16 protein-coding genes are annotated in these 21,491 nt (G+C 58.8%); 3 read left to right on the top strand and 13 right to left on the bottom strand.

All coding sequences use genetic code 11. The features are described from left to right. Positions 1 to 1,383: a DNA repair protein RadA gene (gene radA, locus QZH36_RS10820; protein ID WP_253455435.1), complete on the top strand. Its 1,383-nt coding sequence runs from the start codon at positions 1 to 3 to the stop codon at positions 1,381 to 1,383. A 75-nt stretch (positions 1,384 to 1,458) separates the two neighbouring features. Then, positions 1,459 to 2,700 carry a multifunctional transcriptional regulator/nicotinamide-nucleotide adenylyltransferase/ribosylnicotinamide kinase NadR gene (gene nadR / locus QZH36_RS10815; RefSeq protein ID WP_301730193.1) on the top strand — a complete coding sequence of 414 codons (1,242 nt, stop codon included), beginning with the start codon at positions 1,459 to 1,461 and terminating at the stop codon, positions 2,698 to 2,700. Positions 2,701 to 2,999: 299 nt separating this feature from the next. Here the strand turns inward: nadR and QZH36_RS10810 are convergent, their stop codons facing one another. The 4 genes from QZH36_RS10810 to QZH36_RS10795 form a co-directional block, all read right to left on the bottom strand. Continuing rightward, the gene (locus QZH36_RS10810; protein ID WP_253455427.1) at positions 3,000 to 4,277 is read right to left on the bottom strand and encodes an MFS transporter; all 1,278 of its coding nucleotides are present in this window, start codon (positions 4,275 to 4,277) and stop codon (positions 3,000 to 3,002) included. Then, positions 4,270 to 5,421 carry a mandelate racemase/muconate lactonizing enzyme family protein gene (locus tag QZH36_RS10805; RefSeq protein WP_301730192.1) on the bottom strand — a complete coding sequence of 384 codons (1,152 nt, stop codon included), beginning with the start codon at positions 5,419 to 5,421 and terminating at the stop codon, positions 4,270 to 4,272. Before QZH36_RS10805 ends, QZH36_RS10810 begins: the two co-directional genes overlap by 8 nt. Positions 5,422 to 5,731: 310 nt before the next feature. Beyond that, the gene (locus QZH36_RS10800; protein ID WP_253461128.1) at positions 5,732 to 5,890 is read right to left on the bottom strand and encodes a type I toxin-antitoxin system Hok/Gef family toxin; all 159 of its coding nucleotides are present in this window, start codon (positions 5,888 to 5,890) and stop codon (positions 5,732 to 5,734) included. Between the two features lie 224 nt (positions 5,891 to 6,114). Further along, positions 6,115 to 7,116 carry a zinc-binding alcohol dehydrogenase family protein gene (locus QZH36_RS10795; protein ID WP_253455423.1) on the bottom strand — a complete coding sequence of 334 codons (1,002 nt, stop codon included), beginning with the start codon at positions 7,114 to 7,116 and terminating at the stop codon, positions 6,115 to 6,117. A gap of 97 nt (positions 7,117 to 7,213) precedes the next feature. Between QZH36_RS10795 and QZH36_RS10790 the strand changes: the two genes are divergently transcribed. After that, positions 7,214 to 8,110, top strand: coding sequence for a LysR family transcriptional regulator (locus QZH36_RS10790; protein WP_253461126.1), 897 nt, complete (start codon positions 7,214 to 7,216; stop codon positions 8,108 to 8,110). 134 nt (positions 8,111 to 8,244) lie between these two features. Here QZH36_RS10790 and ettA read toward each other — a convergent pair whose 3' ends face one another. The 9 genes from ettA to QZH36_RS10745 all read right to left on the bottom strand — a co-directional run bounded on the left by ettA (position 8,245) and on the right by QZH36_RS10745 (position 21,491). Beyond that, positions 8,245 to 9,912, bottom strand: coding sequence for an energy-dependent translational throttle protein EttA (gene ettA, locus QZH36_RS10785; RefSeq protein ID WP_125290490.1), 1,668 nt, complete (start codon positions 9,910 to 9,912; stop codon positions 8,245 to 8,247). A gap of 107 nt (positions 9,913 to 10,019) precedes the next feature. Continuing rightward, the gene (gene deoR, locus QZH36_RS10780; protein ID WP_301252421.1) at positions 10,020 to 10,784 is read right to left on the bottom strand and encodes a DNA-binding transcriptional repressor DeoR; all 765 of its coding nucleotides are present in this window, start codon (positions 10,782 to 10,784) and stop codon (positions 10,020 to 10,022) included. A 154-nt stretch (positions 10,785 to 10,938) separates the two neighbouring features. After that, the gene (locus QZH36_RS10775) at positions 10,939 to 14,877 is read right to left on the bottom strand and encodes a non-ribosomal peptide synthetase (RefSeq protein WP_301730191.1); all 3,939 of its coding nucleotides are present in this window, start codon (positions 14,875 to 14,877) and stop codon (positions 10,939 to 10,941) included. 452 nt (positions 14,878 to 15,329) lie between these two features. Then, positions 15,330 to 16,028, bottom strand: a complete 699-nt coding sequence (urtE, locus tag QZH36_RS10770) for an urea ABC transporter ATP-binding subunit UrtE (RefSeq protein WP_253461124.1) — start codon at positions 16,026 to 16,028, stop codon at positions 15,330 to 15,332. A 1-nt stretch (position 16,029) separates the two neighbouring features. Further along, positions 16,030 to 16,821: an urea ABC transporter ATP-binding protein UrtD gene (urtD, locus tag QZH36_RS10765; protein ID WP_301730190.1), complete on the bottom strand. Its 792-nt coding sequence runs from the start codon at positions 16,819 to 16,821 to the stop codon at positions 16,030 to 16,032. Continuing rightward, a complete protein-coding gene (gene urtC, locus QZH36_RS10760; protein WP_253455415.1) occupies positions 16,814 to 17,890 on the bottom strand; it encodes an urea ABC transporter permease subunit UrtC in 1,077 nt (358 codons plus the stop codon). Before urtC ends, urtD begins: the two co-directional genes overlap by 8 nt. Beyond that, the gene (gene urtB / locus QZH36_RS10755; protein WP_301730189.1) at positions 17,890 to 19,452 is read right to left on the bottom strand and encodes an urea ABC transporter permease subunit UrtB; all 1,563 of its coding nucleotides are present in this window, start codon (positions 19,450 to 19,452) and stop codon (positions 17,890 to 17,892) included. Before urtB ends, urtC begins: the two co-directional genes overlap by 1 nt. 61 nt (positions 19,453 to 19,513) lie before the next feature. Beyond that, the gene (gene urtA, locus QZH36_RS10750) at positions 19,514 to 20,782 is read right to left on the bottom strand and encodes an urea ABC transporter substrate-binding protein (protein ID WP_301730188.1); all 1,269 of its coding nucleotides are present in this window, start codon (positions 20,780 to 20,782) and stop codon (positions 19,514 to 19,516) included. 10 nt (positions 20,783 to 20,792) lie between these two features. Further along, positions 20,793 to 21,491, bottom strand: a complete 699-nt coding sequence (locus QZH36_RS10745; RefSeq protein WP_301730187.1) for a GntR family transcriptional regulator — start codon at positions 21,489 to 21,491, stop codon at positions 20,793 to 20,795.

The following is a 21,491-nucleotide window of genomic DNA, read 5'->3' as shown; positions in this document are numbered from 1 at the left end:
TTGGCCAAAGCGGTAAAGCGCGCCTTTGTTTGTAATGAATGCGGCGCAGATTATCCACGCTGGCAGGGGCAATGCAGCGCCTGCCAGGCCTGGAACACCATCACCGAGGTGCGCCTGGCGGCGTCGCCAACGGTGGCGCGTAACGAACGTCTGACCGGCTATGCGGGCAGCGCTGGCCCAAGCCGCGTGCAAAAACTGTCGGAAATCAGCCTGGAGGCGCTGCCGCGCTTCAGCACCGGCTTTAAGGAGTTCGATCGCGTGCTGGGCGGCGGCGTGGTGCCGGGCAGCGCCATCCTGATCGGCGGCAGCCCCGGCGCGGGGAAAAGTACGCTGCTGCTGCAAACGCTCTGCAAGCTTTCCGAGAACATGAAAACGCTCTACGTCACCGGCGAGGAGTCGCTGCAGCAGGTGGCGATGCGCGCGCACCGGCTGGGTTTGCCGACCGCCAATCTGAATATGCTTTCGGAAACCAGCATTGAGCAGATCTGCCAGATCGCCGAGCAGGAAGAGCCGAAGCTGATGGTGATCGACTCCATTCAGGTGATGCATATGGCGGATATCCAGTCCTCGCCCGGCAGCGTGGCGCAGGTCAGGGAAACCGCCGCCTACCTGACCCGCTTTGCGAAAACACGCGGCGTGGCGATCGTGATGGTCGGCCACGTTACGAAAGACGGCTCGCTGGCGGGGCCAAAGGTTCTGGAACACTGCATCGACTGCTCGGTGCTGCTGGATGGCGATGCGGATTCGCGTTTTCGCACCCTGCGCAGCCATAAAAACCGCTTCGGCGCGGTGAACGAGCTGGGCGTGTTCGCCATGACCGAACAGGGGCTGCGGGAAGTCAGCAATCCTTCCGCCATCTTCCTCAGCCGCGGCGACGAGGTTACCTCCGGCAGTTCGGTAATGGTGCTGTGGGAAGGCACGCGGCCGCTGCTGGTTGAGATCCAGGCGCTGGTGGATCACTCGATGCTGGGGAATCCACGACGCGTGGCGGTCGGCCTGGAGCAGAACCGTCTGGCGATCCTGCTGGCGGTGCTGCATCGTCACGGCGGTCTGCAAATGGCCGATCAGGACGTTTTCGTCAACGTGGTCGGCGGCGTGAAGGTCACGGAAACCAGCGCCGACTTAGCGTTAATGCTGTCGATGGTCTCCAGCCTGCGCGATCGCCCTTTGCCGCAGGATCTGGTGGTGTTTGGCGAGGTCGGGCTGGCCGGAGAAATCCGTCCGGTGCCGAGCGGCCAGGAGCGTATTTCCGAAGCGGCCAAGCACGGCTTCCGTCGCGCCATTGTGCCCATTGCCAACGTGCCGAAGAAAACGCCGGAGAACATGAAGGTGTACGGCGTGAAAAAGCTGGCCGACGCGCTGGCGATCCTCGACGAGCTTTAACTTAAAAGCGGAGCGTGTTGCGCGCTCCGCATTTCAAAGCGGCGGAACGTACGCCCGTTATGCAGGAGGCACCCGGTGTCGTCATTTGATTATCTGAAAACGGCTATTCGCCAGCAGGGCTGTACGTTGCAGCAGGTGGCGGAAGCCAGCGGCATGACCAAGGGCTACCTCAGCCAGCTGCTCAACGCCAAGATCAAAAGCCCCAGCGCGCAAAAGCTGGAGGCGCTGCACCGCTATCTTGGCCTGGAGTTTCCGCGCCGTGAAAAAACCATCGGCGTGGTGTTCGGCAAATTCTATCCGCTGCATACCGGCCACATCTATCTGATCCAGCGCGCCTGTAGTCAGGTTGACGAGCTGCATATCATTATGGGCTACGACGAGTCGCGCGACCGCGAGCTGTTCGAGGCCAGCGCCATGTCGCAGCAGCCGACCGTCAGCGATCGCCTGCGCTGGCTGCTGCAAACTTTTAAGTACCAGAAAAATATCCGTATCCATTCGTTTAACGAAGAGGGCATGGAGCCTTATCCGCACGGCTGGGACGTCTGGAGCCGGGGCATCAATGACTTTATGGAAAACCACGGTATTGTCCCCAATCGGGTTTATACCAGCGAAGAGCCGGATGCGCCGCAGTATCAGCAGCATTTGGGCATTGAGGCGGTGCTGATCGATCCTAAACGATCCTTTATGAACATCAGCGGCGCGCAGATCCGCCAGGATCCTTTCCGCTACTGGGAATATATTCCGACGGAAGTAAAACCGTTCTTTGTGCGCACGGTGGCTATCCTGGGCGGCGAGTCGAGCGGTAAATCGACGCTGGTTAACAAGCTGGCAAATATTTTTAACACTACCAGCGCCTGGGAATTTGGCCGCGACTACGTGTTCTCGCACCTGGGCGGCGACGAGATGGCGCTGCAATATTCTGACTACGATAAGATCGCGCTGGGCCAGGCACAGTACATCGATTTTGCGGTGAAATATGCGAACAAGGTCGCCTTTATCGATACCGACTTTGTGACGACCCAGGCCTTCTGTAAGAAGTATGAGGGGCGCGAGCATCCTTTTGTGCAGGCGCTGATTGATGAGTACCGCTTTGATTTGGTGATCCTGGTCGAGAACAACGTCCCCTGGGTAGCGGACGGGCTGCGTAGCCTCGGCAGCTCGGTGGATCGCAAAGAGTTCCAGGCGCTGCTGGTTTCCATGCTGGAGGCGAACAATATCGATTTTGTGCACGTCGAGCAGGATAGCTACGACGAGCGCTTTCTGCGCTGCGTGGAGCTGGTACAGGAGATGCTGGGCGCGCGTTCAACCGGCAGTTGAGCGAATAGAATAAAGGGAGCAAAGGACGCTCCCTTCAGGCTGCTGACAAACCTGTACTCAGCCATCAGATAGCTACTAGTCTGGTGAATAGCGGCAGAGGCAGAGCGGAACACGGACACGCCGTGAATACGTCCCTGTAGGCTCGTTTCGCGCGTCCATGCGCGAAAACGGTCCGCTTATCCGCTCAGCCTCTGCCGCCGTGAAGCGATAGTGTTGCTGTAAAAAAACGGCGGTGTACCCGCAAGCTTTTAAGTTTGTCATCAATCTGAAGGGAGCAAAGGACGCTCCCTTTTTGCAGGCTAAGCCAGCGCCCGCAGCGCGTTGACGCTGCGCTCACGCACAAAGATACCCAGCAGCGCCATTCCGGTCAGCGCCAGTACGCTGGCCAGTAAAAAGGCCGACGAATAGCCGCCGCCATACTGGATCAGAAACCCGGTGATGCCCGGCGACAGGATGCCCGCCAGGTTCGCCAGCAGATGCACAAAGCCGCCGGCGGTGCCGATGCGCTCGGCGGGCACGATATCCTGCAGCAGCGACCAGCACGCCTGCGGCGTCATATAGGCGAACACGCTGGCCAGCGTAATCAGCGAAACCGCCAGCGTAACGCTGCTGGCCCAGGCCGTCAGCATCACGCAGACGGCGGCTACCGCCAGCCCAGAGAAGATCACCAGCTTGCGCGACAGCAAAAAATTGCCGGTACGGCGGAACAGCGCATCGGAAATCATGCCGCCGCCGATAAAGCCGATGGTCGCGCCCAGCCACGGCAGAATGCCGATCAGGCTCATGCTTTTAATATCCAGATGCTGAAAGTCGGTCAGGTAGCTGGGCAGCCATGACAGAAAGAAAAACTGGATGTAGTTAAAGCAAAAGAAGGCCGCCGCGACGCCCAGTACCGGCAGCGACAGCACGTAGTGCCAGAGCGGCGTCTTAGCCTGGCCCGTCGGAGTAACGCGAGTGGCGGGGCGCTGAGCGGCGATCATCTGTCTTTCCGGCTCGCTGACGCGCGGATGGTGTTCCGGCCTGTCGCGAAACAGCCACAGCCAGAAAGCCAGCCAGACAAAGCCCAGCGCGGCAATCACGATAAAAGAAACGCGCCAGCCGAAGTGCAGCCCGACCAATCCTACCACGGGCGCGGCGATAGCGGCGCCCAGCGGCTGACCGGCATTGGTGAAGCCGACGGCGCGGCCGACTTCCTTGCGCGGGAACCAGTTGGAGATCGATTTATTGGTGGTGGTGCCCATCGGCCCTTCGCCGATGCCAAACAGCACGCGGACGATCAGTAGGTGCGTAAAGCTGCCCGCCAGCGCCGTCGCGCCGCAGAACAGCGACCAGACGGCCGCCGCCCAGCCAAATACCTTGCGCGGGCCGTAGCGATCGGCGCCCCAGCCGCCCAAAAAGCAGAACAGGCAGTAGCCGATAAAAAAGCAGCTGAACAGGATGCCCATCTGCGCGTCGTCAATCTGCAAATCCTTTTTCACCAGCGGCGCCATCACCGACAGCGCGGCGCGATCCAGATAGTTGAGCACGCCCGCGAAAAACAGCAGCAGCGCCACAACGCTGCGATAGTTTTTAAACATGACTGGCCTCCGCGCTTAAGGTGATATGGCTGATGGTATGAGCTTTCAGCACGGCCAGATCGGGCGAGAAACCCAGGCCTGGCGTAGTGGAGAGGGCAAGCGTCGGGGAAAAATCGAGCTGCGGATAGAGCTGCGGCATGAAGCGGATCCAGGGCACTTCCAGCAGGATATCCTGCGGCAAAGCGGCCACCAGGTGCGCCGTCGCCAGCAAACCTGCGCCGTAGTAGAAACAGTGCGGCACCACTTTAATGCCGTGCCCGGCCGCCTGGGCCATCACGCGCAGCATGGCCGTGATGCCGCCTACTTTTGCCACGCTGGGCTGCAGCACGTCCACCGCCGCCGCAGAGTAAAACGGCTCAAATCCCCAGTCACCGCAAACATTTTCCCCGGCGGCTATCGGCGTGCCCGCGCGGCGTACCGCCGCCAGGCCTGCAATATCATCCGGCGGCCAGATCGGCTCTTCCAGCCAGCCCAGCTTTAATTCCGCCAACTGGCGAGCGCGGGCGGTGGCTTCCGCTACCGTCCACGGGCAGTTTACGTCCACCATCAGGGTCGCTTCCTGCGGCAGCGCGGCTCTGGCGGCGGCAATGGCGGCGTAATCAGTTTCATGCAGTTTCATCGTGCGAAAGCCCGCCTGCCAGGCGCGCCGTACCTGACGAGCGACCTCTTCCGGCTGGTTGTTGTAGCTGACCAGGCTGGCGTAGAGGCCGATCTCGCTGCGCGTCGCGCCCAGCAGCTGCCATAAAGGTTGGCCAAGATGTTGACCCAGCAGATCCCATAGCGCGATATCGATAGCCGACAGCGCATAGCGTACCGGCCCGCTGCGGCCAAAAGCGTGCAGCGCCTGCTCCGCCTCGCTAACCAGCGCCGTCAGCGCCTCGCGGCTTGCGGGCGCCGTTTTTCCCAGAAAAAGCGGGATGACCAGCGATTCCAGCGCCTGAAGCGTCACCGGATTGCATAAATGGCCGAAGCCTTCACCCCAGCCCTGGCGGCCATCGTCCGTGGTAATGCGCACCAGCAGCGTTTCCATTTTCTTTAACGCAGGCGAAGCGGCGTTCCAGGCCGTTGTCTGCTCCTCTGGCGTACTGCGATCGCTTTCAAAAGGAATAGCGAGGCGGAACGCCTCAATGTGACTGATTTTCATGCCATAAACCTCATCGGGTAGGGAGGGAGACAGCGGCTTGTAATCAGATTTATGAGCGCCGGCTGCCTGTTGCCGTTTCAGTATAAAAAAGCGTCCAGGCGGCGGCATCGTACAGCCGCACAAGGATGGCGGGGCAAGGCGAGGGAAATTTTGGCATCTGGCTAAGCGGCTGCGGGACAGCTCACAGAAGCGGCGGATAAAAAGATCGGAAAGGGCCGTCAGCGTTACCCGACGGCCCTGTAAAAGGCGCTTGCGGCACGCCAGCTTTCATCATCTCCAAAAAGGCAGGGTTTCCCCCGCCTTCAGGTAGCTACTTGCCGGATTCGTAAGCCATGAGCGCCGCCACCTCCCTGTTACCGTCCCTGTAGCGGATCTCGCAGAGCGATTTCCTTACCAGGCCGGTGAATAGTAACAGCGTGAGACACACTATTAATATGCACAGAATAAGCGTGTTATGCGGTATTTTCATGGCTGCCTTCTCCTTGCCTTGCGGCGGGCAAGAGGCTATTCTGATGCTGTTGGTCATGCAGAACGCCTCGTTGGTTAATTGAAAAATGACCTTCGGGGCTTTCTTCTTTCTGCCACACTCTCCATCAGCATCGCTGCCAACGACATGAGGCAAAAAGCCTCAAGCGCCGACGCCATTATATCGTTTCTACCCTCGAAGGATTGCGAGCCGTCTCGGGAGTTCGATTAATAAACCATCACCACTTTACCGCGCATATGGCCTTCCAGCACCAGACGGTGCGCTTCCGTCAGCGTTTCCACGCTCAGTCCCTGCAACGTTTTGCTCAGCGACGTGGTGACTTTTCCGTCGTCCAGCAGTTTCGCCGTGGCGTCCAGAATTTCACCCTGGCGAGCGATATCCGGCGTGTTATACATGCTGCGGGTATACATAAACTCCCAGTGCAGCGCGGCGCTTTTCAGCTTCAGCTGATCCATATTGAGCGGCTTTTCGTTTTCCACGATGGTGCAGATTTGCCCCTGCGGCGCGATCAGCTGTGCCAGCGTCTCCCAGTGGCCGTCGGTATCGTTCAGGCAGAAAATATAGTCGACCTGCTTCAGGCCATGTTTTTCCAGTTCCGCAGGCATATCTTTATAATCGATAACCAGATCCGCGCCGCGATCTTTACACCACTGCGCCGAGTCAGGACGAGAAGCGGTGGCGATAATGGTGACCTTGCTGTGCAGCTTAGCGAAAGGAATAGCCAGCGAGCCTACGCCGCCTGCGCCGCCAACAATCAGCAGCGTTTTGCCTTCTTCAGCCTTATCAATCAGCAGGCGGTCAAAGAGACCTTCCCAGGCGGTCAGGGCGGTCAGCGGGATCGCGGCGGCTTCGGCCCAGTTCAGCGAGGTGGGCTTGTGGCCGACGATGCGGGAATCGATCAGCTGCTGCGTGGCGTTGCTGCCCGGACGGGTGAGATCGCCCGCATAATAGACTTCGTCGCCGACTTTAAAATTGCTGACCTTGCTGCCGACTTCCAGCACCACGCCGCTGGCGTCCCAGCCCAGGATGCGCGGCTCCTTAAGGCCGTTTTTCTGCGCGCCCTTATGGACTTTGGTATCCACCGGATTCACCGAGGCGGCTTTCACTTCGACCAGCAGGTCGTAACCCTCAGGGCCACGCTTATCTGTTTGTATTTCAATAAATTGATCCGGTTTTTCTGGATTAACGGCAATAGCTCTGATTGTCATAACACCTCTCCTTTGATTTATGCTATTGAGTGTAGAAGCTAAGCAGACTAATGATAAGTCGCACAATCACTAACTCAGCGTTCGTTTCAGGTGAACAATAATGTTTAAACAGCTGCAGGATATGGCTCTCTTTGCAATGGTAGCCGAGTGCGGCAGTTTTACCGGGGCAGCAAAGCGCGCAGGGTTGCCGAAATCCAGCGTCAGCCAACGTATCAGTCAACTTGAACAGGCGCTGGGATTGCGCCTGATTAACCGTACGACCCGCCAGCTTAATCTGACTTTTGCTGGCGAGCGTTATCTGGTGCACTGCCGCGAGATGCTACAGGCCAGCGAAAGGGCCAGCATGACCATCGATCGCCTGCGGGACAATCCAAGCGGACGCTTACGTATCACGTCGCCGGCCGGGATCGGAGCCACGCTGCTGGCGCGGTTTAACGCCGCTTTTCAGCAGGCCTGGCCGGATGTCATGCTGGAGGTGTCAGTATCGGATCGGATGCACGATATCGTGCAGGAAGGCTATGACATTGCGCTACGTACCGGCCAGCCGCAGGATTCTTCGCTTATCGGCAGGCGGGTTGGCTACACCAGGCGCTTACTGGTCGCTTCACCTGCCTATCTGGCGCGCTATGAAGCGCTTACCCATCCTCAGCAGCTGGCGGATCACCGCTGCATTGCCCATCAGGTATGGAACGAGTGGCCGTTAAGAAAAGAGGATGAGTATTATCGCTGGCAGCTGCCGCCGGTGCATACCGCCAATAATCTGCTGTACGCGCGAGAATGCGCCCTGGCCGATGCGGGTATTACGCTGCTGCCGGAAATGCTGGCTAAAGACATGCTGGCTGAAGGAAAGCTGGTAGAGGTGCTCCAGGACTGGAAAGCGTTGGGCAGCGAGCTGTGGCTGGTTTATCCCAGCCGTAAGCTGAACTCGCCCGCGCTGGTGCGCTTTGTCGATTTCGCGCTGGAGTCGGAGATTTTCCGGGAGTTTTATCGTTAGGGCTCGGTGTGCTCAGGCGAACTACGGGGATTTTATCGTCAGGGCGTGGTGCGTTCAGGCGAACTACGGGGATTTCAACGGCAGAAAAAGGTGACACGCCGTGCCGGCAGACAGCCGGGCACGGCGTAGCGAGATTACTTCGCCATACGCTTGTACTTGATGCGTTTCGGCTCCAGTGCTTCCGCACCCAGCGTACGCTTCTTGTACTCTTCGTATTCGGTAAAGTTACCCTCAAAGAACTCGATCTTGCCTTCATCCTGATAGTCCAGGATGTGAGTGGCAATACGGTCCAGGAACCAGCGGTCATGCGAGATAACCATTGCGCAGCCAGGGAACTCCAGCAGGGCGTTTTCCAGCGCGCGCAGGGTTTCGATGTCCAGGTCGTTGGTTGGCTCATCGAGCAGCAGCATATTGCCGCCGACCTGCAACAGCTTGGCCAGGTGCAGACGACCGCGCTCGCCGCCGGACAGTTCGCCTACGCGTTTGCCCTGATCGACGCCCTTAAAGTTAAAGCGGCCGACATAGGCGCGGCTTGGCATTTCGGTATTGCCGATGCGCATGATGTCCTGGCCGCCGGATACTTCTTCCCAGACGGTTTTCGAGTTATCCATGCTGTCGCGGAACTGATCGACCGAGGCCAGCTTGACGGTATCGCCCAGCACGATGCTGCCGGAATCCGGCTGTTCCTGACCGGACATCATGCGGAACAGCGTTGATTTACCCGCGCCGTTCGGGCCGATGATGCCGACAATGGCGCCTTTCGGCACGGAGAACGACAGGTCGTCAATCAGCAGGCGGTCGCCATAGGATTTGCGCAGGTTGCTGACTTCCAGCACTTTATCGCCCAGGCGCGCGCCAGGTGGAATAAAGAGTTCGTTGGTTTCGTTACGCTTCTGATAGTCGGTGCTGTTCAGCTCTTCAAAGCGGGCCAGACGCGCTTTGCCTTTAGACTGACGGCCTTTGGTACCGGCACGCACCCACTCCAGCTCTTTCTCGATCGATTTACGGCGGGCCGCTTCGCTGGAGGCTTCCTGCGCCAGGCGGGCATCTTTCTGCTCCAGCCAGGAGGAGTAGTTGCCTTCCCACGGAATACCTTCGCCACGGTCCAGCTCCAGGATCCAGCCCGCGACGTTGTCCAGGAAGTAACGGTCGTGGGTAATCGCCACTACGGTGCCTTCGAAGTCATGCAGGAAGCGCTCCAGCCAGGCCACGGATTCGGCATCCAGGTGGTTGGTCGGTTCGTCCAGCAGCAGCATGTCCGGCTTTTCCAGCAGCAGACGGCACAGCGCGACGCGGCGACGCTCACCACCGGAAAGGTTAGCGACTTTCGCATCCCAGTCCGGCAGGCGCAGCGCGTCGGCGGCGCGTTCCAGCTGGGTATTCAGATTGTGGCCGTCGTGCGCCTGGATAATCTCTTCCAGACGACCCTGCTCGGCGGCCAGCTTATCGAAGTCCGCGTCTTCTTCCGCGTACAGCGCGTAAACTTCGTCCAGACGCTTCAGCGCGCCCACGACGTCGGCCAGCGCCTCTTCTACCGATTCACGAACGGTATGCTCCAGGTTGAGCTGCGGCTCCTGCGGCAGATAGCCGATCTTGATGCCGGGCTGCGGGCGAGCTTCCCCTTCGATATCTTTATCAATGCCGGCCATAATGCGCAGCAGCGTAGATTTACCCGCGCCGTTTAAGCCCAGGACGCCGATTTTTGCGCCGGGGAAAAAGCTCAGGGAAATATTTTTCAGGATATGACGCTTCGGCGGAACCACTTTGCCGACGCGATGCATGCTATAGACGAATTGAGCCACGTAGGATGAGCCTCTTGGTGTCTGTGTAATAATCGGGGCAGTCGCTGCCCACTCAGATAGCGAAGTTTAGCTGGTTTCACCCGGCAATCACAGACGCAGGCGGCAGATTATCCTGAGTACTGCGTCACGCCCGCCTGTTCCAGCCGCCGGGCCAGCGCTTCCGGCGCCGCTTTATCGCTGATTAGGGTATCGAACAGCGAGAGCTCGCCGATGCGCGCGGGCAGCACCTTGCCGAATTTGCTGCTGTCCGCCACCAGGATATTCTGGCTGGCGCGCTGTAGGGCCTGATGCTTCATCGGCAGTTCGTTGAGGTTGAAGCAGGTCACGCCCTGATGCGCATCAATGCCCGCCGCAGAGATAAAGGCTTTGCCGGGACAAAGATTATCGATAACCGAGCCCTGGCCCAGCGGCGTGAAAATGGCGTTGTCGGCGTGAAACTCGCCGCCGTTGAGGATCACCTTACAGCGGGGTTTTTCTTTCAGCGCCAGGAAGGTGTTTACCGCGCAGCAGATGGCGATAAACTCCAGCTCGTTATCAATGGCGTCGATAATCCACGGCATGGTGGTGCCGCAGTCAAAAAACACCGTTTCGCCGGGCTGAATTAGCGTGGCCGCCAGCTGGCCCAGCCGCCGCTTCTTTTCCACGTTGTGCGCCTGCTGATCGGAAACGAAGTAGTGGCGCTGGGTAGCTTTAGGATCGCTGACGATATAGCCGCCAAGCAGCACCACGGAAGAGGGCTGCTCGCCAAGATCGCGTCGAATGGTCATTTCGGAAACGCCCAGCAGCAGCGCCGCTTCTTTCAGATGGATCTTGTCGGTACGCTTCAGCGCGTGGGCCAGTTTTTTTACTCGCTCGCTGCTACGGCTTTCCATAAACGGTTGTTCCTGTTCGGGGACGGGCGCTGCTTTTCCGTATAAATCGCTCTGATTTTAATAAGTTGCAGGGAAAGATGCAGGCAGAGGGATTATCTTACCCGCATCGGTAAAGCGCCGCAAACGCCAGTGGTTACGGCCCTGAAAGCAGCGGTTATGCGGTAGAGCTTTTCGTCGCGTGGTTGTCGGTTAGCGCGGCGATAATGTCCTGATGGCAAGAGATAATAGAGTGATGATCCGCTGCCAGCGGCACGATTTTAAGATGCTGACAAATTTGACCTAATCCATTATCGGTCATCGCCAGTATTTCGCGCCCATCGTTTCGATCGATATTAATCAGGTTCACAAATTTTGTGGCCTTGAACAGCGTCACCCTGGTATGGCGAAGCGCTGAACTCAGCGGCTGATCGTTTAGCTTTAACTCCGTGTCTTCAATGCGAATAACGCGCCGGGCCGCTTCGCCTTCTAAGCCAATAGCCGCCAGCAGCGATCCCAGCATGCCTGGGGTAACGCGCTGCTGAACGGCCGTCTGGTAAAGGCTGTCCAGCACAAAAACGTGGATATGCCGATAACCGGCGCGTTCCAGCTGCGCGGCGATTTCCAGCGCAATAATGCCGCCCAACGACCAGCCGAGCAGATAAACCGGCCGATCCTGCGGCAGGCCGCGCTGTAGCATATGCTGCAAATAGTAAGCAGCCAGCGCGGGCAGGGCAGACACGGCAGGCTGATTAAAAAGGTTATAGTTATTAATCCCGATGACGTTCATTTTGCCTTCCAGGCTTAGCGCCAGATCCTGATAGATCTCGCAGCCGACAATGGCGGGATGCACCATCCACATTTCTCGGCTGGCCGTATGAACATTCAAAGGCTGAAGCAGACGAAACTCTGTCTGCGACCTGTTCATATGCTGAAGCAGTTTTTGCAGCGGCGGCGGCGAGGCGGCCGGGGTTTCGGCATGGTAACCGCTGCGAATAGCGTTGGCCTGTTGACGCAGCGTAGCGTGCGAGAGCAGCGTCTTCATCTCTATTGCGATCCCCTGGTTTTTCAACTTCATCATCAGCTGGATGGCATGAATTGAATGACCGCCAAGCTCGAAAAAATCATCGTCGCGGCCGATCCGGGAAACGCCCAGAAGATCGCTCCAGCACGCGGCCAGCAGATGCTCCTCGTTATCGATCGGCGGCAGAAAGGTTTTCTCTTCCCGTGCCTGTAAAACGGGCTGCGGCAGCGTTTTACGATCCAGCTTGCCGTTGGGCGAGAGCGGGAAGGCATCCAGCCGCACAATAGCGAACGGGATCATATAATCGGGCAGCGTTTCCTTCAGCTGTTCGCGAAGCCGCTGCTCAAGCCGCGCTTCCGGTTTAGCCACTACCCAGGCGACCAGCCGCTTATCGCCCCGATCGTCATCGCAGGCCTGCACCAGCGCACCTTCTACGCCAGCGCAGTGGCCAAGCTGCTGCTCAATTTCGCCCAGTTCGATACGCAAACCGTGAATTTTTACCTGAAAATCATTGCGCCCCAGATAGTCGATGCTGCCGTCGTCCAGCCAGCGGGCCAGGTCGCCGGTTTTGTACAGCCGGCCTTCACCGCAGGCGCTGAAAGGATCGGCGATAAACCGTTCCCTGCTCAGTTCAGGACGGTTGGGATAGCCTCTTGCGACCTGAATGCCGCCAATATGCAGCTCGCCGCTGACGCCAGGCGGAACGGGTTGCAGCTGCGCGTCAAGAATATAGAGGCGAGTATTGGCAATGGGTTTGCCGATAGGGATTAGCGGACGCGGATCCGCAGGCGAGCAGTGCCAGGCAGAAACATCCACGGCGGCTTCCGTCGGGCCGTAAAGATTGTGCAAAGCCGCCTGGGGCAGCTGCTGGTGGCAGCGTTGCACGGTAGCCAGCGGCAACGCCTCACCGCTGCAAACGATGCGTTTAAGGCTGCCGCACTGGACCATGTCGCCGTGGCGTAAAAAAAGTTGCAGCATGGAAGGAACAAAATGCAGCGTGGTAACCTGGTACTGCTGAATAACCTCGCTGAGGTAATCCGGCTCGCGATGACCGCCAGGTTTCGCCAGCGCCAGCCGCGCGCCTGTCATCAGCGGCCAGAAAAACTCCCAGACCGAGACGTCAAAACTGAACGGTGTTTTTTGTAACACCGTCTCTTCCGGCCGAAGCTGATAAGCCTGCTGCATCCATTTCAGCCTGTTCATAACGGCCAGGTGTTCATTCATTACGCCTTTCGGCTTACCGGTCGAGCCTGAAGTATAAATAACATAGGCCAGCGAGCGCTGTGGATGGTCGCAGGCAGCGGAAAGGTTGCCGGTTGGCGCTTCCCGCCAGTGCATTTTATCATTCAGCAGATGCAGGCGGGGAACCGATCCCAACCCCCGCAGGGCTTTCTCCCCGGCATCGTCAACCAGCAGCGCGACGGCGCCGCAGTCTTCAAGCATATGTTCCAGGCGCTCCTGCGGGTAATCGGGGTCAAGCGGCACATAGGCACCGCCGGCTTTCAGTATCGCCAGCAGCGCTACCACCATCTCGCGACTGCGCTCAACGCAAAGCGCCACGCGGTCGTCCGCCTTAACGCCCTGCCTGCGTAAATGCCAGGCCAGCTGATTAGCCTGGCGGTTGAGCGATTGATAGCTGGTTTGCTGGCTGTAGCCACAGAGCGCGATGGCGTCGGGACGGTCGGCGGCCTGCTGTTCAAAATAGCGGTGGATACCTTCGGGAAAAGACCAGGCTTGCTCCGTAGCGTTCCAGCGATGAAAAATATTTTTCTGCTCGTCGGGCAGCAGCAAAGGCAGCTGCGCCACGGGCAGATCCTGAGGGCCGTCCAGGATTGCCGTCATCATTTGCAGCAGGCGATCGGCGATACGTTGCGCTTCTTCTTCACTAAACCAGGCCAGATTGACGTTGCACTCAAGCAGCGGGTCGTCGCCGGGATGGTAGTGCCGTAAATACACGGCCAGCGGCATTTGTTCATGGTGATGGCGCATCGCCTCGACCTTGAGCGGCAGGCCGTTCAGCTCGATGTCGGTCGGAAACGTTTCCAGCGAAAAGCTCAGGTCAAACAGCTGGCGGCGGCCCTGCTGGCTAAGACGCAGATGGCGATTCAGCTCGGCGATGGGAAAACGCTGGTGACGGTAGCTTCGGCGCAGTTCGTCAGCGACCTGTTTAATCAAGGGGGCAAAAGGCTGGCTAACGTCGATAGCCAGCCTGGCCGGGATCATCGATGAAAACATGCCGGGCGTTTGCTTATAGCGTGCGCCGCTGCGGTTATGCACCGGCATGCCCAGGGTAAGCGAATCGGTCTGCCACTGACGAGCGAACCAGCAGGCGAGGAGCGCGCTAAAAAAATGCATAGCAGAGCCGCCGTGCTGCTCTGCAAAGTTTTTCAGCTGTTGATAGCGTGCCGCCGTAATACGCCGCACCGCGTGCGCGCTGGGCCAGGCTTTATTTTCCTGAAAGCCCTGACGGCGCTCCAGCAATGAAGCGGGCGCTTCGGCAAAATGGTTAATCCAATATGCCCGATCGTGCTGATAGCGCTCGGAGCAGAGATATTGCTGGTCGCGGATAATAAAATCGCTATAGCCCGCAGAGAGAACGGGCGCACAGGGCGCCTGCGCCTGTAATGATTTATAACCGGCCATAATCATTTTACTTAACAGCGAAACTGAGGTGCCGTCGGCAATGATATGATGCGTGCTGAACAGCCAGAGCGTAGTGACATCATTAACTTTAACCGTCATGCTGCGCCAGAGCAGTTCGCCATGTAATTTAAAAGGTTTAATAAACTGGCGGCGAATAAATGCTTTGGCTTCATTTAACGACAGAGACGCCTGACTGACATCGTGGTATTCAAGGACGGGTTCTTTTTTATGGACGGTCGTCTGATTAATGCCGTGTTCATCTTCTTCAAGAATGATATTTAACGCCTCATGCTGCGCCATAACTTTCCTGGTAGCGTCATGCAATAGATCTGCGGTAAATGTTGTATCGATGTGCCACAGCGCGCCCACGTTATAGCAGGGTGCTTCTGGGGTAAGAAGCTGATCGAGCCAGACGGCTTGCTGTACGGTAGTCAAAGGAAAAGTAGCCACGCAAATACCTCCGATGAGGGATAATTGGAAAAAATAAATCAGTAACAAGGTGGTTAAGTATATAAAGTTTACGAAAAGAAGATATGAAAAATTGGAGGAAACGTTATGAGTAAATTAACCTTAATTAATATGCCGTTAATTTTTTATGGGATAAAAACAATTATTGTTTGATAAACAGTTAAATAAGGAAAAATAGAGATATTGGTCTTTTTTAGAGACGGTGGTACAGCGCTATTTAAAAAAGGTTTTACAGGATTGAACAGGCATGTGGTTATTGGGATGGCAATGTATTTTAGGGATAGGTGTATATTTATCGCTGCGAATAATGTTTAAAGGTAATGTGCAAAAGTCCTGGGAAATATAATTGAGATGGCAATATATTAATCGCTAAATATTAAGTCCTGTCGGGAAATAAACAACGCCTGCGGCCTTTTTCAGCGCAGGCGTCGCCATTAAATAGCCACCAGCCCGCGTACGCCGTCCGCTTCCATGGTTTCACCCCGGCCGCGCCGCACAATTTCGCCGCGCGACATCACCAGATAGCTGTCGGCAAGCTCGGCGGCAAAATCGTAAAACTGCTCCACCAGCAGGATAGCCATATCGCCGCGCTGCGCCAGCTGGCGGATCACTGCGCCAATCTCCTTAATAACCGAAGGCTGGATGCCTTCCGTCGGCTCGTCCAGGATCAGCAGCTGCGGACTGGCGGCCAGCGCGCGGCCAATGGCCAGCTGCTGCTGCTGCCCGCCGGAAAGATCGCCGCCGCGCCGCAGCCGCATTTCCCGCAGCACCGGGAAAAGCTGATAAATCTCTTCCGGCACCTGTTTTGCCCGCGAGCCGGAAAAGCGCGACAGCCCCATCAGCAGGTTCTCTTCCACCGTCAGGCGCGGGAAAATTTCCCGTCCCTGCGGCACATAGGCCATCCCGGCCTGCACGCGCTGATGCGGCCTGCGGCCGTTGATGCGCTGTTCTTGCCAGCTGATGACGCCTGACTTAGCTGGCAGCAGGCCCATCAGGCACTTCAGCAGCGTGGTTTTCCCCACGCCGTTGCGCCCCAGCAGGCAGGTGATTTCGCCCGGACGGACCTCAAAAGAGAGGCCGCGTAAAATATGGCTGCCGCCATAATATTGATTCAGATCGGTGACTTTCAGCATCTCAGCGCCCCAGATAAACGTCGATAACCTGCTCATTCGCCTGCACCTCGCGCAGCGAGCCTTCCGCCAGCACCTGACCCTGATGCAGCACCGTTACGCGGTCGGCTATTGCTTCCACAAAGCCCATATCGTGCTCCACCACCATCAGCGAATGGCGGCCAGCCAGATCCTTAAACAGCCCGGCAGTGTACTCCGTTTCCGCATCGGTCATGCCCGCCGCGGGCTCGTCCAGCAGCAGCAGATGCGGATCCTGCACCAGCAGCATGCCAATCTCCAGAAACTGCTTTTGCCCGTGCGAGAGCAGGCCCGCCGGACGCCCGCGCTCCGCGCCCAGCCGCAGCAGCTTCAGGACATCGTCAATACGATCCTGCTGCTCGCCGTTGAGTTTGCCGCGCAGGCAGGCCCACACCGATTTGTCGCCTTTGAGCGCGATTTCCAGATTTTCAAATACGGAAAGCGCCGCAAACACCGTGGGCTTCTGGAATTTACGGCCAATGCCCTGCCGCGCAATCTCTACCGGCGACAGCATCGTCAGGTCGGTGGTCTGATCGTAAAATACTCGCCCGCTGGTAGGGCGCGTTTTGCCGGTGATCACGTCCATCAGGGTGGTTTTTCCGGCGCCGTTCGGGCCAATAATGCAGCGCAGCTCGCCCACGCCAATCTGTAGCGACAGGTCGGTCAGCGCCTTAAAGCCGTCGAAAGCCACCGTAATGTTTTCCAGTTGCAGCACCGGATCGGTTTGTCCGCGATAGCGATCCGCAGGGTGCGGCTGGGTAAAAAGCGGTTCAGTCATGCTTCCTCCGGCGAAGCAGGCCAATCACGCCGTGCGGCAGAAACAGCGTGACCAGGATAAACATCAGCCCCAGAAAAAAGAGCCAGTATTCGGGAAAGGCGACGGTAAACCAGCTCTTAGCGCCGTTGACGATCCCGGCGCCGAGCAGCGGGCCGATCAGCGTGCCCCGGCCGCCGAGCGCCACCCAGATAGCCGCCTCGATAGAGTTGGTCGGCGACATTTCACCCGGATTGATAATGCCGACCTGCGGCACGTAGAGCGCGCCCGCCAGCCCGCACAGCACGGCGGAAAGCGTCCAGACAAACAGCTTAAAGCCCTGCGGATGGTAGCCGCAAAATATCAGGCGGTTTTCCGCATCGCGCACCGCCGTCAGCACGCGGCCAAATTTGCTGCGCGCCAGCGCAAAGCCGATAGCGAGCGTGGCCAGCAGCAGCAGCACCGTAACGATAAACAGGGCGATGCGGGTACCGGTCGCCGTGACCGGAAAGCCGAGCAGGGTAGTGAAGCCGGTAAAGCCGTTGTTGCCGCCAAAGCCGGTTTCGTTACGGAAAAACAGCAGCATCCCGGCCCAGGTCAGCGCCTGCGTCATAATCGAAAAGTAGACGCCTTTGATTTTCGAGCGAAACGTAAACCAGCCGAAGATCAGCGCCAGCAGGCCCGGCACCAGCACGATCAGGCAGAGCGCCCAGGCAAAGTGCTGCGTACCTGCCCAGAACCACGGCATTTTCTGCCAGGAGAGAAAGGTCATAAAGGCGGGCAGGCTGTCGCCCGAGGCCTGGCGCATCAGGTACATGCCCATTGCATAGCCGCCGAGCGCGAAAAACAGCCCGTGGCCGAGCGACAGCAGTCCGGCATAGCCCCAGACCAGATCCAGCGCCACGGCGACGATCGCATAGCAAAGAATTTTGCCGATCAGCGTCAGCGTCCAGGTAGAGATCGCCAGCGGATTGTCCGCCGGCAGCAGCGCGAGAAAAGGCAGGATCAGCAGCGCCGCCGTCACCAGCAGACCGGCGACGACGCTCAGGCGCGGCGCTTTTCGCGTCAGAGTCAGCGTAATAGGTTGCGTCATCAGTCAGTCACCCTTCCTTTGATGGCGAACAGGCCCTGCGGCCGCTTCTGGATAAACAGCACGATCAGCGCCAGCAGCAGGATTTTCCCCAGCACCGCGCCGATTTGCGGCTCCAGGATTTTGTTGAGGATGCCTAACCCGAACGCGGCCAGCACCGTGCCCGCCAGCTGGCCGACGCCGCCGGTCACCACCACCAGGAAAGAGTCGATAATGTAGCTCTGGCCCAGCTCCGGCCCGACGTTGCCCAGCTGCGACAGCGCCACGCCGCCCAGCCCCGCAATGCCGGAACCCAGCCCGAACGCCAGCATATCCACGCGTCCGGTCGGTACGCCGCAGCAGTCGGCCATGGCGCGGTTCTGCGTCACCGCCCGCACGTTCAGCCCAAGACGGGTTTTGTTCAGCAACAGCCAGGTCAGGATCAGCACAAAGATCACAAACAAAATCACCGCGATACGGTTGTAAGGCAGCACCAGCCCCGGCAAAGCCTGCCAGCCGCCGGACAGCCACGGCGGGTTAGCGACCTCCAGGTTTTGCGTGCCGAACAGCACGCGCACCAGCTGGATCAGCATCAGGCTGATGCCCCAGGTCGCCAGCAGCGTCTCCAGCGGACGGCCATAAAGATGGCGCACGATGGTGCGCTCCAGCGCCATGCCGATGGCGGCGGTGACGAAAAAGGCCACTGGCAGCGCCAGCAGCGGATAGAAAGCGAGCCACTCCGGGGCGTAGCGCTGAAACAGCGTCTGCACCAGCCAGGTGGCGTAGGCGCCCAGCATCAGCATTTCGCCGTGGGCCATATTGATAACGCCCAGCAGGCCATAGGTGATCGCCAGGCCCAGCGCCGCCAGCAGCAGCACCGATCCCAGCGACAGGCCGGAGAATGCCTGGCCGAGCAGCTCGCCCAGCCGCAGACGTTGTTGGATCTGCTTCAGGCTGTCGGCAGCGGCGGCGCGCACCTGCGCATCCGGCTCGTTTTGCGCCAGGCGCGTCAGCGCGGCCTGGGTTTGCGGGTCGCTGGTTTCGCCCAGCAGCTTTACGGCCTTCAGGCGTATCTGAGGATCGGCGTCGGCAAGCTGTAATCCGGCCACGGCCTGAGCCAGCACGGCGCGTACGTCGTCGTCCTGTTCTGCGGCCAGGCGCCCGGTCAGCAGCGGCAGCTGATCGGCCTGCGCTTCGTTTTGCAGCTCGCGCGCGGCGGCCAGGCGCGTGGCGGCGCTGTCGCTGACCAGCTGATGGGCGGCCAGCGTGGTGGCGACCAGCACGCGCAGCCGGTTGTTCATAAAGAGTTTTTTGGTGCTGCCCTCGGGCGGCGCATCGCCATCAAGCGGCGTCAGCCTGCCGTCAACGAGGCTGAACGGCCGTTTGCTGGCGTCCAGCACCACGTTTTCCTGATGCAGCGCGGTCAGCAGCGCAAGACGCGAGGCGTCCGGCTGGGCTGCCCACTGCTGAAGCAGCGCGACCTGGCCCGGACGGCTGGCGGCGGCGAAATCCGCGGCCGGCCCGGCAAAGGCGGCGGGCAGCAGGCACAGAGTAATAAAGAGCGTTAGCAGTTGACGTAGAATCATCGCGATGCCCATTCAGTGAAAAAAAGATGACCGGGCGGCGGCTGCCATCCCGGCCACGAGGTTACTGCGCTGTTTTTACCGGCCGATCGGACTTTTTATCGTTGCCGGGAAGATAAGGGCTCCACGGCTGCGCGCGCACCGGCTTGTCGGTCTGCCACACCACGTTGAACTGGCCGTTCTCTTCAATCTCGCCAATCATCACCGGCTTGTGCAGATGGTGGTTGGTGGCATCCATGGTCAGCGTAAAGCCGTCCGGCGCGTTAAAGGTTTGATTCGCCATCGCTTCCCGCACCTTGTCCACATCGGTGGTTCCCGCTTTCTCGACCGCCTGCGCCCACATATGAATACCTACGTAGGTGGCCTCCATCGGATCGTTGGTGACGGCGGTCGCGGCGTTCGGCAGATTGTGCGCTTTGGCGTAAGCGCGATAGTCCGCGACAAACTTTTTATTGACCGGATTGTCCACCGACTGGAAGTAGTTCCAGGCGGCCAGGTTGCCGACCAGCGGTTTGGTATCAATGCCGCGCAGCTCCTCTTCGCCAACCGAGAACGCCACTACCGGCACGTCGGTGGCTTTAATGCCCTGATTCGCCAGCTCTTTATAGAAAGGCACGTTAGAGTCGCCGTTGATGGTGGAGATCACCGCCGTTTTTCCGCCCGCAGAGAACTTTTTAATGTTGGCGACGATGGTCTGGTAATCGCTGTAGCCAAACGGCGTATAGACCTCCTCTATATCGCTGTCCTTCACGCCCTTGACGTGCAGGAAAGCGCGCAGGATTTTATTGGTGGTGCGGGGATAGACATAGTCGGTGCCGAGCAGGAAAAAGCGTTTCGCGCCGCCGCCGTCTTCGCTCATCAGATACTCCACCGCCGGGATCGCCTGCTGGTTCGGCGCCGCGCCGGTGTAGAAGACGTTCGGCGACATCTCTTCGCCCTCGTACTGCACCGGATAAAACAGCAGGCCGTTCAGCTCTTCAAATACCGGCAGCACCGACTTGCGGGAAACGGAGGTCCAGCAGCCGAAGACCACGGCGGCTTTGTCCTGCGACAGCAGCTGGCGTGCTTTTTCGGCAAACAGCGGCCAGTTGGACGCCGGATCGACCACCACCGGCTGGAGCTTTTTACCCAGCACGCCGCCTTTGGCATTGATTTCGTCGATGGTCATCAGCGCCACGTCCTTCAGCGGCGTTTCGGAAATCGCCATTGTGCCGGACAGCGACGAGAGGATGCCGACCTTGATCGTCTCCGCCGCCTGCGCGCTCCATGCCGCGCCCATCGCGATGACCGAAGCCGAAAGCGCAAAAGCCTTTAATAACGAACGTCTTTTCATCCGGTGAACCTCAAGAGTTAAGTGGATCGGGTAAAGTTCTGGCCTGCTGCAACCGGTGCAGCGTTATTTTTCTGACCTCGGCCTTGCTGACGGCAATATGCGCCGTCAGGATGCGCCGGGCCGCTTCGCTTTGCTGCTGAAGTACCGCCAGCAAAATCTGGGCGTGTTCCTGATAAGTCGCAGCAATCCGATCCTCGCGGGTAAAATCGAGGCGGCGGATAATGCGGATTTTCTCGGTCAGCTCGGCATGGATAGCGGCCATTTCGTGGTTGCCCGCCGCCGCCACTATCGCCATATGAAACGCTTCGTCATGCAGCGACACCGCTTTACCGTCGGCCAGCTGCGGCGCCTCCAGCCAGAAGCGCCGCAGCGCGGCCAGCCGCTCGCCGGTCTGCGCCAGCGGCATCGCGCACAGGCGCTTAACGGCTTCGCACTCCAGCACGATGCGCAGATCGTACAGCTCCTCAAAACGGGTAAAGTCGAACTCGCATACCTGCCAGCCGCTGCGGAATTCGACCTCGACATAGCCTTCGCGCGCCAGCCGAAACAGCGCCTGGCGCACCGGCGTGCGGCTCACCGCCATCCGTCCGGCGATCTCGTTTTCGCTGAAGCGATCGCCGGGCATCAGGCGGAAATCGAAAATATCGTTTTTCAGCGTCTGATAGATTTTGTCCGCCAGCGGCAGGGGACGAGGTTTTGGTGTCTGCAT

It is taken from the genome of Erwinia wuhanensis (assembly GCF_030484085.1).
Lineage (GTDB): Bacteria > Pseudomonadota > Gammaproteobacteria > Enterobacterales > Enterobacteriaceae > Erwinia > Erwinia aeris.
The sequence above is the reverse complement of the archived record's forward strand: the minus strand, read 5'-3'. Positions and strand labels throughout refer to the sequence as shown.